This window comes from Bordetella petrii, from assembly GCF_017356245.1.
GTDB classification, from domain to species: domain Bacteria; phylum Pseudomonadota; class Gammaproteobacteria; order Burkholderiales; family Burkholderiaceae_B; genus Bordetella_A; species Bordetella_A petrii_D.
In genome coordinates, this window is record NZ_JAFMZZ010000001.1 from 2,005,480 (window position 1) to 2,019,519 (window position 14,040).

11 protein-coding genes and 1 pseudogene are annotated in these 14,040 nt (G+C 69.1%); 4 read left to right on the forward strand and 8 right to left on the reverse strand.

The window, feature by feature from the left end; translation table 11 throughout:
• Positions 1 to 20 precede the first annotated feature (20 nt).
• The 8 genes from J2P76_RS09780 to J2P76_RS09815 form a co-directional block, all read right to left on the reverse strand.
• The gene (locus J2P76_RS09780; protein ID WP_242697335.1) at positions 21 to 1,454 is read right to left on the reverse strand and encodes a TolC family outer membrane protein; all 1,434 of its coding nucleotides are present in this window, start codon (positions 1,452 to 1,454) and stop codon (positions 21 to 23) included.
• Positions 1,451 to 2,842, reverse strand: coding sequence for an HlyD family type I secretion periplasmic adaptor subunit (locus tag J2P76_RS09785; RefSeq protein WP_242697336.1), 1,392 nt, complete (start codon positions 2,840 to 2,842; stop codon positions 1,451 to 1,453). Before J2P76_RS09785 ends, J2P76_RS09780 begins: the two co-directional genes overlap by 4 nt.
• Positions 2,839 to 4,620: a type I secretion system permease/ATPase gene (locus J2P76_RS09790; RefSeq protein ID WP_207406691.1), complete on the reverse strand. Its 1,782-nt coding sequence runs from the start codon at positions 4,618 to 4,620 to the stop codon at positions 2,839 to 2,841. Before J2P76_RS09790 ends, J2P76_RS09785 begins: the two co-directional genes overlap by 4 nt.
• Positions 4,621 to 4,730: 110 nt before the next feature.
• The gene (locus tag J2P76_RS09795; RefSeq protein ID WP_207406694.1) at positions 4,731 to 5,336 is read right to left on the reverse strand and encodes a heme acquisition protein HasA; all 606 of its coding nucleotides are present in this window, start codon (positions 5,334 to 5,336) and stop codon (positions 4,731 to 4,733) included.
• 142 nt (positions 5,337 to 5,478) lie between these two features.
• The gene (locus J2P76_RS09800; RefSeq protein ID WP_207406703.1) at positions 5,479 to 8,451 is read right to left on the reverse strand and encodes a TonB-dependent hemoglobin/transferrin/lactoferrin family receptor; all 2,973 of its coding nucleotides are present in this window, start codon (positions 8,449 to 8,451) and stop codon (positions 5,479 to 5,481) included.
• Positions 8,452 to 8,595: 144 nt separating this feature from the next.
• Positions 8,596 to 9,594 (reverse strand): FecR family protein, encoded by a 999-nt coding sequence (locus tag J2P76_RS09805; RefSeq protein ID WP_207406705.1) that lies wholly within the window; start codon positions 9,592 to 9,594, stop codon positions 8,596 to 8,598.
• An 87-nt stretch (positions 9,595 to 9,681) separates the two neighbouring features.
• On the reverse strand, positions 9,682 to 10,188 hold the full coding sequence (locus tag J2P76_RS09810; protein ID WP_207406707.1) for a sigma-70 family RNA polymerase sigma factor: 507 nt from the start codon (positions 10,186 to 10,188) through the stop codon (positions 9,682 to 9,684).
• Positions 10,189 to 10,288: 100 nt separating this feature from the next.
• On the reverse strand, positions 10,289 to 10,912 hold the full coding sequence (locus tag J2P76_RS09815; RefSeq protein ID WP_207406709.1) for a biliverdin-producing heme oxygenase: 624 nt from the start codon (positions 10,910 to 10,912) through the stop codon (positions 10,289 to 10,291).
• 174 nt (positions 10,913 to 11,086) lie between these two features.
• Here J2P76_RS09815 and J2P76_RS09820 point away from each other — a divergent pair, with 174 nt between their 5' ends.
• From J2P76_RS09820 to J2P76_RS09835, 4 genes and pseudogenes are all read left to right on the forward strand, one after another.
• Positions 11,087 to 11,914, forward strand: coding sequence for an isocitrate lyase/PEP mutase family protein (locus J2P76_RS09820; RefSeq protein ID WP_207406711.1), 828 nt, complete (start codon positions 11,087 to 11,089; stop codon positions 11,912 to 11,914).
• A 111-nt stretch (positions 11,915 to 12,025) separates the two neighbouring features.
• Positions 12,026 to 12,514: pseudogene (locus tag J2P76_RS09825) on the forward strand (methylated-DNA--[protein]-cysteine S-methyltransferase); the annotation flags it as partial.
• A gap of 2 nt (positions 12,515 to 12,516) precedes the next feature.
• Positions 12,517 to 13,113, forward strand: coding sequence for a DNA-3-methyladenine glycosylase I (locus J2P76_RS09830; protein WP_207406716.1), 597 nt, complete (start codon positions 12,517 to 12,519; stop codon positions 13,111 to 13,113).
• 120 nt (positions 13,114 to 13,233) lie between these two features.
• On the forward strand, positions 13,234 to 14,034 hold the full coding sequence (locus J2P76_RS09835; RefSeq protein WP_242697337.1) for an META and DUF4377 domain-containing protein: 801 nt from the start codon (positions 13,234 to 13,236) through the stop codon (positions 14,032 to 14,034).
• Positions 14,035 to 14,040: the final 6 nt, after the last annotated feature.

The following is a 14,040-nucleotide window of genomic DNA, read 5'->3' on the forward strand; positions in this document are numbered from 1 at the left end:
AGCCATTTTATAAATGAGAATTATTTCTGTCCATGTATATTCTGATGCCGTCCTGCCGGATCGCGCAATGACCGGGCGGGCGGCGCGTCGGCGAACAGGGTGCCGACGCGCACCACGTCGTCCTGGCTGAGCACGCCCGCCTGCCAACGCAGGGTCAGCCAGGCCAGCAGGTAGTCATAGCGCGCACGGGCCAGGTCGCGCAGCGATTCATACTGCTGGCGTTGCGCATCCAGCACGTCCAGGCTGGTGCGCTCGCCGCCTTCGACGCTGCGCCGCGTGGCATGGACGCGCTCGGCCGCGGCCTCGGCCGCCTGGCGATAGGCGGCGATGCGCCGCCGGCTGCTGGATACCGTGTAGTACTGGCGCTCGAGGTCGTCCAGCATGGCCCAGGTCGAGGCCTGCAATTCATGCGCGGCCTCTTCCTGCTGGGCCAGGGCCTGGGCGCTGGCCGCCGAGGTGTGTCCGCCCGAATAAAGCGGGATGCTCAATTCAATGCCCACCGTGCTGGTGTCGTAGCGCTGCCCGATCTGGTTCTCGGCATTCGAGTCGGTAAGCTGCTGCCGGGCGTACAGGCGTACTGTGGGGTAGTGGCCGGCGCGCGCGGCGCGATAGCGCTGGCGGCTGGCCTCTACCAGTTGGCGCTGCGCCGCCAGCTCGGGATTCCTGGTCAGCGCCAGGGCGCGCCAGGCCGCCAGATCGCGCGCATCATCTCGCAGCACGTCCAGGCCGGCCGCATGCAGCGGCGCCAGCGGCGCGCCGCCCATGGCCGGGCCGGCGATGGCGCGCAACGCATTGCGGGCATCGCGCGCCAGGTCCTGCGCTTCGATGGTTTGCGCCTGCACGATGCGCGCGCGGGCTTCGACTTCAACTTGATCGGTGCGCGTGCCCTCGCCGCCGGCCACAAAACGCGCGGCGCGGCGCGCATCTTCGTGCAGCGCCCGTTCCTGCGCGCGCGCCAGGGCCAGCGCATCGTCGGCATACAGCACATCGGTATAAGCCTGCAGCACGCGCACGGCCAGCGCCTGGTGCGCACGCTCCAGTGTCAGCCCGGCCGCATCGGCGCGCGCCTGGCCTTCCCGGTACTGGGCGAAGGCGGCCGCGTCGAACAACGGCTGGCTGAGGGTGAAGCCGGATGCGTAGCTGGAATAGCGGTAGTCCTGCGTGCTGGTGCCCAGCACCGTCTGCTGGCGCGCCTGGGACCAGTTGCGTGCGCGCGTGTAGCGATAACTGAGGTTGGGCAGCAGGCCGCTGCGGCCCAGGCTCCGCTCTTCGCTGTCGGCGCGTTCGCGCGCCTGCGCGGCCAGCCAGGTGGGGTCGGCGGCGGCGGCCATGTCGTACACCTGGCGGAAACCCAGCGCTTGCGCCCGCGCGCCGTCGGGCCAGGCGCAGGCCCCGGCCAATGCCAGCACCCGCATCGCCCGCCACCACGCGCTTGCAGCGGCGCGCCCCCTCATGCGTCGCCCCACGCCGAATGGGTGCGGTCCAGCAAAGGCTTGAACAGATAATTCAGCAGCGAGCGCTCGCCGGTGCGCACGAATACTTCCACTGGCATGCCGGCCCGCAATGATGCAGCGCCGCCGATGCGCAGCAACTGGCCGGGCGGCACTTCAACCCTCAGGCGGTAGTACGGCTGGCCACTGCGTTCGTCTTCATAACGGTCGGCCGACAGCAGCGCGACCGTGCCTGCCAGGCGCGGCGTGCGGCTGGTGTCGAACGCCGTGAACATCAGTTCCACCGGCAGGCCCACCTGCACCTTGTCGACCGAGTCCACCGGCAGGCGGCCCTCGACGATCAGCGGCGCATCGGCAGGCACGATTTCCATCAGGCGCGCGCCCGGCTGCACCACCCCGCCCACCGTATGCGCGGCCAGGCCCACCACGGTGCCGCTGGCCGGCGCGCGGATCTCGGTGTGGGCCAGGTCGAACTCGGCGGCCGTCAGCTGCTGGGCCAGCTGTTCGCGCCGGACGCGCGTTTCGGCCAGATCGGCGCGCACCTCCTGCTGGAATGCGTCGCGGCGCTGGCCTGCGCGCAAAGTCAGCTCGGCGACCTGCTGGCGGGCCTGGCCCAGCGATCCCAGATCGGCGGCGATCTCGCTGCCCAGCTGGGCCCGCATGCGTTCCAGTTCCAGCAACCGGTTGCGCGGCACATAGCCTTCGCGCGCCAGGCCGCGCAGGTTGCCCAGCTGTTCTTGCAGCATGCCGCGCTGGGCGCGCTGGTAGGCCAGCGACGATTCCAGGCCGGCGGCCAGCGCACGGTTGCCTTGCAGGGTGGCCTGGATGCCGGCCAGCTCGCCCTCCAGCGCGGCGCGGCGGCTGGCGAACAACTGGCGTTCCAGCGCCAGCGCGCCCGCGGCTTCGGCATGGACGGCGGCATCTGCCGGCAAGGTCACCACGGACAGCCCGTCGCGTTCGGCCAGCAGCCGGGCCTCGCGCGCCCGCGCGGCAGCCAGCTGGGCGCGCAGGCTTTGTGCTTCGCTGTGGGCGCGTGTGCTGTCCAGCCGCACCACGATCTGGCCGGCCCGCACGGTTTCCCCTTCGCCGACCAGCAACGCGCCCACCACGCCGCCGCCCAGGCTGTCCACGGCTTGCCGCTCGCCAGTCACCACTACGGTGCCCGGCATGGACACGCCATTGTCCAGCGGCGCCAGCGCCGCCCAGGCCAGGAATCCGCCGAACCCCAGTGCCAGCACCCACCAGCCGAAACGCGCGGCGCGCGCGGAAGCCGCGGAGTCATCGGTATCGGGCCGCCCGTGTTCGAGCCCGGGATCGGCGAGGCCGGGCTGCGCGTCCGTGGCGGCGGGCCGCAGGGGCACGACACGGCCGGTACGATGCGGGACGCTCATGCGCAGGCTCCCGGCAACGGCGCGGCTCCGGCGGTGCCTGTGCCGGCGGCGGCCGGCGGCGCCGGACGCACCAGTACGTTGCGCGTGGCTTCGAAGCGCTGCGCCCGGCCGTCGCGCAGCAGCAGCATGTGAGTCGTGGCGGCCAGCACCTTGGGGCGATGCGTGATCACCACCACTGTGGCGCCGCGCTCGCGCAGCCGGCCCAGCGCCTCCAGCAGCGCCTGTTCGCCGGCATCGTCCAGGCTGGCGTTGGGTTCGTCCAGCACCACCAGCGTGGGCGGACCGAATAGCGCGCGCGCCAGGCCCACGCGCTGGCGCTGTCCGCCGGACAACCCCTGCCCGCCGATGCCCAGCGGTGTGTCGTAGCCCCTGGGCAGCGCCAGGATCATCTCGTGCGCACCGGCCAGCCGCGCCGCGTCGATCACGCGCGCGGCCAGCGCCTCGCGGTCGTCGCCCGGGTCGGCAAAGCGCGCGATGTTCTCGGCAACCGTGCCGGTGAACAGTTCCACATCCTGCGACAGGTAGCCCAGCGATTCTCCCAGGCGGCTGCGATCCCATAGCCGCAGATCCGCGCCATCCAGGCGCACCACGCCCGCGCGCGCCGGCCAGATGCCGGCCAGCAGGCGCGCCAGGCTGGACTTGCCCGAGCCCGACGGCCCGACCACGCCCAGCACCTGCCCCGGCTCCAGCGCCAGCGACACGTTCACCAGCGACGGCGCGGCCGCGCCCGGCGGCACCACACTGGCGCCTTCGACACGCAGGGAACCGGCAGGCCGCGGCAAGGGCAGCGGCGGCTGCCGCGCGGGATAGGCATCGAGCAGCGCCTGCAGGCGCTTCCAGGCCAGCCGCGTGCCGCTCCACTGGCGCCACGCGGAGATGACCTGGTCGATGGGGCTGAGCACGCGCCCCATCAGGATCGACCCCGCGATCATCACGCCGGGGCTGACGTGGTTCTGCAGCACCAGCCAGGCGCCCAGCCCCAGCACCAGCGACTGCAGCGCGATGCGCACGCTTTTGGACACCGCCGCGATGCGGGCGGAGCGCCGGCTGGCCAGCCCCTGCTGTCCCACATAGCCGCGATGCAGGCGCTGCCAGCGCCGGCGCAGAGCGGCCAGCATGCCCATGGCCTGTATGGTCTCGGCGTTGCGCAACTGTCCTTCCGCCTCGAGACCGGCGCGCACCGACAGTCCGCCGGCCTGGGCCAGCGGCCCGCGCGACAGGCGCTCGTTCAGCCAGGCCAGGCCGATCAGCAGCAGCGCGCCGGCCAGCGCCAATGCGCCGATCCATGGGTGGAACAGGAACATCACCAGCAGGAACAAGGGAAACCATGGCGCGTCGAAGAACGCGAATACCGAGCTGCCCGTCAGGAACTGGCGCAACGCATTCAAGTCGCCCAGCGCCTGGCCCGCGTTGGCGGGCGCGCCGGCCAGCCCGCGCTGGAACGCGGCCTCGTGGACACGCGGCCCCAGCGCCGCGTCCAGGCGCGCGCCGACCTGGATGATGATCGCGCTGCGCGCGTAGTCCAGCGCCCCCATCAGCGCCAGCAGGCCGACAATCATCAGGCTGAGCATCAGCAGCGTGAACGCGTTGCCCGACGCCAGTACGCGGTCGTAGACCTGCAGCATGTACAGAGACGGCGCCAGCATCAGCAGATTGATGGCCGCGCTGAACGCGGCCACACTGCCCCACGCCGCGCGGCACTGCGCCAGGGCGGCCCTGAGCTCGGACACGGGCTGCCCGTGCGCGGCAGCGCCCACGCGCGCCGGATCTTGCTGCATTGCAGTTCCTTGGAATGATTCGTCAATCGGCACGCATGGCGGCGCGCGCCGGCCCGCGGGCCGGGCGGCCGCCACGGCACCCGCCGCCAGGCGGATGCATCAGGCCGCCATTACGCGGCCAGCGCCAGCTCGGTTTCGGTAGCGGCCGAGCTGCCGACCAGGTCGGCGAAGGCCTGGTCCACGTCCAGGCCGTTGTCTTCCAGCGCGGCGATCAGGCCGCCCTGGCTGATCGTGCCCGCGCTATCGGACGCGCCGGTCACCGAACCGTTCATCAGGCCCCAGATGATGTCGTGCACGACGTTGGTGCGCCCGTCGGCGATGTCGCCGTACAAGGGATCATCGAAGGTGAACGTGACGAACGGGTCGACCACGGCGCCGCTGGAGGTGATGCCCGAGCCCAGGGTGATGGACTCCAGCGTGCCCCACAGCGTGTGCGCGGTGGGGCCGTCGCCCACGCTGCCGTTGAACGGCGGGAAGTAGTAATGCAGGTCGCCCGTGGCCAGGAACGCGTAGCCGTCGACCGTGGTGCTGGTAAAGCCGTAGCTGGTTCCGTTGAAGGCGTTGCCGCCGAAGAAACCGCCTTCGTTCGGGCCGCCGGTGTGTTCGCCGGCCACGCCGCTGTTCTGGAACTCGAGCAGCACGTCGCGCACCGAATCGTCAGCCGAATACCCGAACGGGAAGTTGTCTTCGTCGTAGGCGCTGATGGTTGCACTCATATCAGTACTCCTGGATTGCCTGTCATCATCGATGCCGGGACCATGCCCGGCGCGGACGGCGCCGTCCATGGACAGGCGCCGTACATGCGAAAGGGCTTCGCATGTTTCTTGCGGCGGGCCGCGCGGCCCGCCGAGTTCGTCGCTAATATCGGATTTCCATGCCCACCAGCACGGTGCGGCCCGGCGCATAGGTGCGCGCCAGCGCATCGGAATAGCCGTCGCGGTACATGCGGTCGGTCAGGTTCTCGATCGACGCCATCAGCTTGACGTTGTCGGTGGCCTGGTAGCTGGCGTACCAGTCCAGCGTGAAGTATTTGTTCCAGACCTGCGAGCCGCCGGTGTCGCGGTTGTACCAGCCGTCGCCGCTGTAGGTCAGGCGCACGCCGGTGTCCAGCTTGCGCTCCAGCAGCCGTACGCCCACCAGCGCCATGCCCTTGTCCACCGGCTTGGCGATGGCGCTGTTGTAGACAAAGTTGCTGCACACGACCTGGTCATCGGCCCAGGCCTGCCACGACTTGTAGCCCTGCGCCACGGCCATCTGGTGCTCGGGCGTGTAGCTGCCGTCTTCGTTGCGCTGATCGTAGACGCTGCTGCCGGATCCGGCGAAGTACAGGTCCTGGCAGAATTCGTTGGGCCCGCCGATGTAGTGCGTGTAGCTCAGCCCGCCATAGATCCAGCCCGCGTCGTAGCGGCCTTCGAATTCCAGGCCCCGAAAGCGCGTGGTGGCGCGGTTGTTGACGAACGCGACCTTGCCGAAACCCATCAGCTGGTTCATGTTCAGGCCGGGCGTGTTGTTGTTCAGCGACGAGAACAAGTAGTTCTGCGCCTTGGTATCGAAGTAGCCCAGCTTCAACGCCAGCCGGTCGCTGTCGGCCAGCACGTTCTGGAAGATGGTGTTGGCGCCCACTTCCCAGGTGCGCGAGGTCTCGGGCTCGGCATCCGGGTTGGGATACATGAAGGCGAAGCTGTCGCCCGGGTGCGCGCCCACCATCAGCGACTCGTTGATGGCCGGCGGGCGCCACGCCTTGCCCCAGCTGGCATAAAGCTCCAGCCAGCTGGCCGGGCGGATGGCGGCCGACAGCGAGGGCAGCAGCTTGCCCTCCGAGCGATCCACCTCGCGTTCGTACAGGCCGTTGACCTGTTCCCAGCTGGGTGTGAAGTTCTTGCCGCTGCGATAGTACCCGCGGGGGTCGTGGTCGTTCGCCCATGGAATCAGCGCGCTTTCACCGCCGGCCCGGGCCACGCCGCAGCCTTCTTTCCTTATCGCGCTGCTACCCGTGCAGAGGTAGCTCTTCCACATGTCGAACCGGGTCCGGTATTCGTTGTGGGTGCCCGGCACCTGGGTGTCGCCCTTGAGCCAGTAACGCTCGTAGCGCAGCCCGGCCGACACGGTGTAGAAGTCGTCTTCCAGCGTCAGGTTGGTGAAGATGCTGCCCATGCTGCGGCGGCCGTGCGGGTTCAGCGGATCGCCCTTGCCATAAGGGTTGTACTGATCCACGGCGCGGCCGTTGTGGTCGAGCTGCACGTTCGACGTGGCCCGGTCGGAGAAATACTCGATGCCGTAGTTGGCGCTGAGCACGGTCTGCTCGCCCAGCGTGAAGCGCGAGGTGTTGTCCAGCTGCGCGCCGTAGGTCTTGGTGCGAATGCGGTTGTCGACGCCCAGGCCATAGCTGCAGCGCGCCTTGTAGTCGTCGACGATCGTGGCGCCCTCGCAATTGCCGCGGTTCCAGGCGCCATCGACCCATTCCCGGATCAGGCCCGGGTCGGTCAGATTGTCCAGGCTGCGCGGATAGCTGGGATCGGTGTAATTGCGATTGCTCGTGTCGACGCCATACAGCTTCAGGTTCAAATCCAGCCAGTTATTGCCGGCCGGCCGCAGCTTGTAGTCGAGCGCATAGCTGTCGGACTCCACGCCCGAGGTGCCCAGGCTGCGCCAGGGCGTGCCGTCGCTCAGCGACTGGCCGGCGTCGGTGACGTTGGAATAGCTGACGCGCGTGCCGATGTAGGTGAACTGCAGCGACTGGGCCGGGTCCAGCTGCCAGCGCGCCTTGAACAGGTTCGAGTTCTGCCGCTGGCTGGCGAACTTCACGTCGTTGAATTGTTCCAGGCCGCCATCGACCCAGCCGATATTGTCGTCATCGCCATGCGTGCCGATTTTGTAGTCGCCGATGGAACGCCGCGAATAGGCGGCAAGCAGCTCCAGGTTCTCGCCCACGCGCGCCGCGCCCGCGGCGCTGCCCAGGAAGTTGACCCCGTTGCCTTCGCCGCCCAGGCCGGTGTTGCCGCGCAGCCGCACGCCCACGTCGTGGCCGTCGCGCAGAATGTCGGCGAAATCCAGGCTGCGAAAGTCCACCGACCCGGCCAGCGCCCCCGTACTGTGCACATCGGCGCGCACGCCGCGCTCGATCACCACTTCCGACAGCAGTTCCGAATCGATGTACATCTCACCGTTGCGCTGCATGTGGCCGTTCTGCACGAAATTCTGCCGCATGCCGTCGATCATCATGTTGACGCGGCCGAAGTCCTGCATGCCGCGGATGTTCACCGACAGGCCCGGATTCTGGCGGCTGACGGCGCTGGTTACGCCCGGCGTGTCCTGCAGCAGGTCGGCGGCATGCAGCGCCGGCGTACGATCCATGTCCTGCCGGGTGATCACGCTGACCGCCCGCGGCGTTTCATAGACCCATTGCTCGGGCGCATCGCCCACCACCACCACGGCGCCCAGCGCGTGCACCGCCCCGCTGCCGCCGGCGGCCGGACGGTTGTACAGCTGCACGTTCAGGCGATTGCCGCCTTCTTCCAGCCGGTAGCGATAGCCAATGGGCGCGTCGCCCAGCAGCTGGGTCAACCCGGCCGTGATGCTGTAGCTGCCCTGCAGGGCAACGCTGGTGCGGGCCGCGAGGCTGGCCTGGCCGATATACAGGTCGATGCCGGCCTGCCGCGCGAAGTCCAGCACGGCCTGCGCCAGGGGTTGCGCGGGAATATTGAAGCGGCGCACCTGGCGGCCGGCTTCTCCGGCGGGTACGGCGGGCGCCTGTGCACCCGGCGCCGCCCTGGACGGCGCCGGCTGCGGCCAGGCCGCCGGGGCAGCCGACAGCGCCAGGGCGCCTGCCATCAGTATTCTCCCCGGCAGCTTTGGATTTATCGGTCTTGTGATCACTGTTCCATCTCGGTCTTAATGCGAACGCGCATCATTACCGTTGACGGATGGGAATCGAAAGACAGTAAAAAAAAAATCGGCCAGCGCGGTGCTCAAGCGTCAATACAGCACGGTCATGCCCGGCAGCTGCAGGGCCTTGAGCTGCAATTGCGCACAGAGCGTGGCGATGGCGCCGTCGAGGTTGTCCAGGTGAAACAAGGCGTGCACCGGCTGGCGGGCGGCCTGGCGGTCCAGCAGCATCAGCAGCCCGGGCCGGAAGTCGGCCAGCCGCCGCAGCACCTGGTCCAGCGGCTGGCCGCGGAACACCAGATAGCCCTCGGCCCAATCAGCGGCCTGCCGGGGATCGGCATCGGTGGCCACAATGCCCTGCCCGGCGCTGTATTCGGCACCCCTGCCGGCCGGCAGCGTCAACCGTGCCGCGCCGCGCCGCGGCGGCTGGTCCAGCGCCACCGCCACGCTGTGTTCCAGCACCCCCACCCAGGCGCGGTCGGCGGCTTCGCGCTGCACCACAAAGCGGGTGCCCAGCGCCGTGGCGCGCCCGCCAGCGGCTTCGACCACGAATGCGCGAGGCTCGCCGGCCCCGCGCGGCGCCGGCGCAAAGACGGCCTCGCCGCGCACCAGGCGCACGCGCCGTTCGTCGCGTCCGTAGTACAGGTCCAGCGCACTGTCGCTGCCCAGCAGCACCTGGCTGCCATCGGGCAGGGCCAGCGGCCGGATCTCGCCGGCGGCCGTGCGGTAGTCGGCCAGCCAGGGCGCCGCGGCTTCGCCGCCGCCGCCGAACCACATCACGGCCAGCACCAGGCAGGCCGCCAGGCCTGCCAGCCGCCATCGCGCGCCCGGCCCTGCGCCGGCCTCGCGCAGCCGGTCGCGCCATGTGCGGCGCCGCGGCACCGGCTGCGCAAACAACGGCAGCCCGCGGCATTCGCCGGCCAGCGCCCAAACCATCTCGGCGTCGGCCAGGGCCGCCGCATGGCGCGGATCAGCCGCCAGCCAGCGTTCGAGCTGGCGCTGCCCGCGCGTATCGAGCGCCTGCATGCCCAGGCGCATGGCCCAGGCGCTGGCCTGTTCCCGCACCCGGCGCTCGCTCGTACAGTTCATTGCGCACATGATCGACTCTTCATTACCGGTTAGGACGGATGACACCGCGAAGACAGTAAAAAAAGCCTGCCCGCCAGGCGGCCCGCCTCATGGTCTGTCTCCCAGCCGCTCGCGCAGGAACTCCAGCGCCATGGCCAGGTGCTTCTGCACCGAACTGGTGGAAATGCCCAGGTGCCGCGCCGCGTCCTGGTAGCTCATGCCCTCGAAGCGGCACAGCTGGAATATCTGGCGCGTGCGCAGCGGCAGCTCGGCCAGCCCTTCCTGCAGGCGCGCCAGCTGCCGGCGCGCCTCGGCCTGCATGTCGGGGCCGCCGGCGGGGTCATGCAGGCTGGCCATTTCGCTGTCGGGCATCGCATCGGTGCGCGCCTGATGGTGATTGCGCCGATGGTCGATCAGCAGGTGGGTCGCCATCGCATATAGATACGACTGGACATTCTCGGGCGACGGCTGGTCGCTGCGCGCCAACAGTCGGGCGAAGCATTCTTGCGCCAGGTCGGCGCTGAGATCCGGCTCGCCGGTTTTCAGGAACAGGTAGCGGCGCAGCCGAGCGGAATATTCCGCATACAGTTGCGCGACGTCAGGTTTGGACGACACGTGACCCTAGCCGTGATAGCCTTTTAATGATTATGATAATCATTTACAAATTGAGCATATCACGGAATGCGCGGGCGCCGCGTGGCGCCCGGGGGCAGCATCAGGCCGCGGCCGCCGCGCCGGCAAATGCAATCACACGGGCAAATGCCTGCCGCGCGCCCTCGAGCGCCTGCGCTTCGTCTTGCGCCGCCACCGGCGCGGCATCAAGCTGGGCCACGAACTGGTGCCAGTGCGGCGCCCGGCCATCAGCATGCGGCGCCAGGTGGCGCGCGCCGAATTCGGCGCTCAACCCCAGCAGCAACGCGCGCTTGTACAAGAATGCGGCGCCCAGGTTGGAGCCTTCGATGACGTACAACCATCCCACCGCCGCGGCGCGGTCGGTTGCGCTGCGCGGCGCGGGCAGCGCCGTTACGCGCAGTGCGGCCGTGTCCACGCCCAGGTCGCGGCAGTCCTGCTCTACCGCGCCCAGGCGGTTGCGCCCGGCCAGGCCCGGAAACCATTGGTTGAGGGTCTCGTCCTGGAAGAAGGCCGGCGTCAACTGATGAAAGCGGTATTGCGTGGCCAGGAAGCGCGCATAACGCCCGCGGTCGTCCAGGGGCTGGCCTGCCATTACGGCCGCGTCCACTTGCGCATGCAGTGCGGCGGTGGCCTGGCGCAATGCGGCGGCTCGGCCAGGCGACTGTGCGGTATTGTCTTGGGCAACGGCGGCGTTGCTGGCGGTCATGCGGGCTCCTTGTCATCATCCTTGCGGCACTCGCGGGCTTGTTGCGCGCGCCTGTCAGGGATAAAGACGGATGACAGGGGAAATGCAGTAATTCCGGCGTGGCCTCTGGTTGCACACGCGTCGGTATTGAGTACCATGAACGCACCCTGACAGCATCTCACGGAGCCCGCCGCCATGCCCTCATCCTCCACCGACGCCTGCGCGGCCTTCCACGCCCTGCATGAACAGGGCTGCTTCATCCTGCCCAATCCCTGGGACGTGGGCAGCGCCCGCTTCCTGCAAAGCCTGGGGTTCAAGGCGCTGGCCACCACCAGTTCGGGCATGGCGTGGTCGCAGGGCTGGCGCGACGGCGCCGCCACGCTGGAATCGGTGCTGGCGCACTTGCGCACCATGGTGGCCGCCACCAGCCTGCCGTTGAACGCCGATTTCGAAAACGGCTATGCCGCCGACGCCGAAGGCGTGGCGCGCAATGTGCGCCTGGCGGTGGATACCGGCGTGGCCGGGCTGTCGATCGAAGACGCCACCGGCAACCCGCAGGATCCGCTGTTTCCCATCGACGTTGCGGCAGACCGGCTGCGCGCCGCGCGGCGCGCCATCGACGCGGCCGGCACCGGCACGCTGCTGGTAGGCCGCGCCGAGAATTTCTTCGTCGGCCGGCCCGACCTGGACGACGCCATTGCCCGCCTGCGAGCTTATGCCGACGCCGGCGCCGACTGCCTGTACGCGCCGGGCATCCGCACCCGCGAGCAGATCGCGGCGGTGGTGGCGGCCGTGGCGCCCAAGCCGGTGAACCTGCTGGTGGGGTCGACCAGCGAGCTCAGCCTGCAGGACATCGCCGCTTTAGGCGTGCGCCGAATCAGCGTGGGCGGCGCGCTGGCCCGCACGGCCTGGGGCGGGTTCATGCAGGCCGCCCAGGCCCTGGCGCAGGGGCGCTTCGATACCGCCTTTGCCCATGCGGCCGCCGGCGATACGCTCAACGCGCTGTTCACGCCGCGCCCATGAACGAAAGGCGGCGGAAAATCGACGGCAAGAATGCGAGTGCCGGCGGCCGGCGCGCGCCCTAGACTGGAACCCTGCAAAAGCGGCATGGCGCCGCGCGCAAAGGAACCTGACATGACCTACGCATACAAGACCATGGCCTCGCCTGTGGGCCAGTTGAAACTGGTGGCCAGGCAGTCCGGCCTGGTCGCCATTCTCTGGGAAAACGACAAGCCCAACCGCGTCCGCCTGGGCCCCATGCAAGAAGACCCGCAACATCCCGTGTTGCGGGAAGCCGAGCGGCAGCTGGACGAATATTTCGCCGGCAAGCGCGATCGCTTCGACCTGCCCCTGGACTTCAACGGCACCGAATTCCAGAAGCAGGTATGGGCCGCCTTGCTGACGATTCCGTACGGCCAGACGCGCAGCTATCGCGACATCGCCATGCAGATCGGCCGCGACAAGGCCGTGCGCGCGGTGGGCGCCGCCAACGGGCGCAACCCGATCTCCATCGTGGCGCCCTGCCACCGCGTGGTGGGCGCTTCGGGCGACCTGACCGGCTTCGCCGGCGGGCTGCGCGCCAAGGCCCTGCTGCTGGCCCTGGAAAGCGGCCAGAGCCAGCTGGCATGAACGACGTCATCATCGGCGCGGACGGTCTTGCGCGGCCCCCCTGGGCCGCGCAAGATCCGCTGCTGCGCCAGTACTACGATACCGAATGGGGCATGCCGGTGCGCGACGAGCATGGCCTGTTCGAACGGTTGAGCCTCGAATGCTTCCAGTCGGGGCTGTCGTGGGCCACCATCCTGCGCAAGCGCGAAGCCTTCCGGGCGGCGTTCCGCCGCTTCGACCCCGATGTCGTGGCGGCTTTCACGTCCGCCGACACCGAACGCCTGCTGGCCGACAGCGGCATCGTGCGCAACCGCGCCAAGATCCTGGCCACCATCAACAATGCGGCCGCCACGATCGCCCTGCGGCGTGACGGCGGGCTGGCGGATTTCATCTGGTCGTTCCAGCCGGCGGCCACGCCCGCGCCGCGCACGCTGGCGGAAATCCCCACGGTGTCCGAGGCATCCACCGCCCTGAGCAAGGCCCTGCGCCAGCGCGGCTTCTCGTTCGTGGGGCCGACCACCATGCATGCCCTGATGGAAGCCACCGGCATCATCGACACGCACCTGGTCGACAGCCATCGCCGCGGCAGCTCGGGCGTGTGGCCGCGGCCCTGATGCAAAAATGTAAATATCGACAAGCTTCGCAAAGCGCCCCGCCGCGCCGGCCCGCGCGGCGGCTATTCGCGCCATAATCAAGTGTTTCGGCCCTTGGGGCATTCACGCAAAGGCGCGATCATGAAACACTCGATATCCCGATTCTTCCTGGCCGGCGCCCTGGGGCTGCTGGCTGCCTGCGCCATGAACAACGACCGCACGCCCGCAGCCGCCACGCCGGCCACCGCCACCCTGTCGGCCTACCACTGGGACCTGACCCAGGCGCGCAACGCCAACGGCGCCGCGCAAACGCGCTGGGTGCCGCCCACCACGCGCAACGGCGCGCCGCTGCGCCTCAGCTTCGCCGACAATCGCCTGTCAGTGTCGGGGCTGTGCAACCGCCTGGGCGCCGGCTACGAAGTACATGGCAACCAATTGAAAATCTCGCAGGTGGCCGGCACCATGATGGCCTGCGGCGAGCCCGGCCTGATGCAATACGAACAGGCGTTCAGCCGGCAGCTGCCGCGGGCCGCCACCTGGCGCATCGACCAGGCGCCGGGCAACCCCACGTTGACGCTGGGCTTCAGCGACGGCACGCAATGGACCCTGGCGGGCACGCCCACCGATGAAACCCGCTACGGCTCGGCCGGGCAGCTCATGTTCCTGGAAGTGGCGGCGCAGCGCGTGCCCTGCTCGCACCCGCTCATTCCCAACAAGCAATGCTTGCAGGTGCGCGAAATCCAATACGATGCCAACGGCCTGAAAACCGGCCATGGCGAATGGCAGGCCTTCTACAGCGACATCGAAGGCTATACGCACCAGCCCGGCGTACGCAACGTGCTGCGCCTCAAGCGCTATGAACGCCAGCAAGTGCCGGCCGACGCCTCGCGCTACGCCTACGTGCTGGATATGGTGGTGGAAAGCGCCCAGGAAGGCAGCTAGCATCGT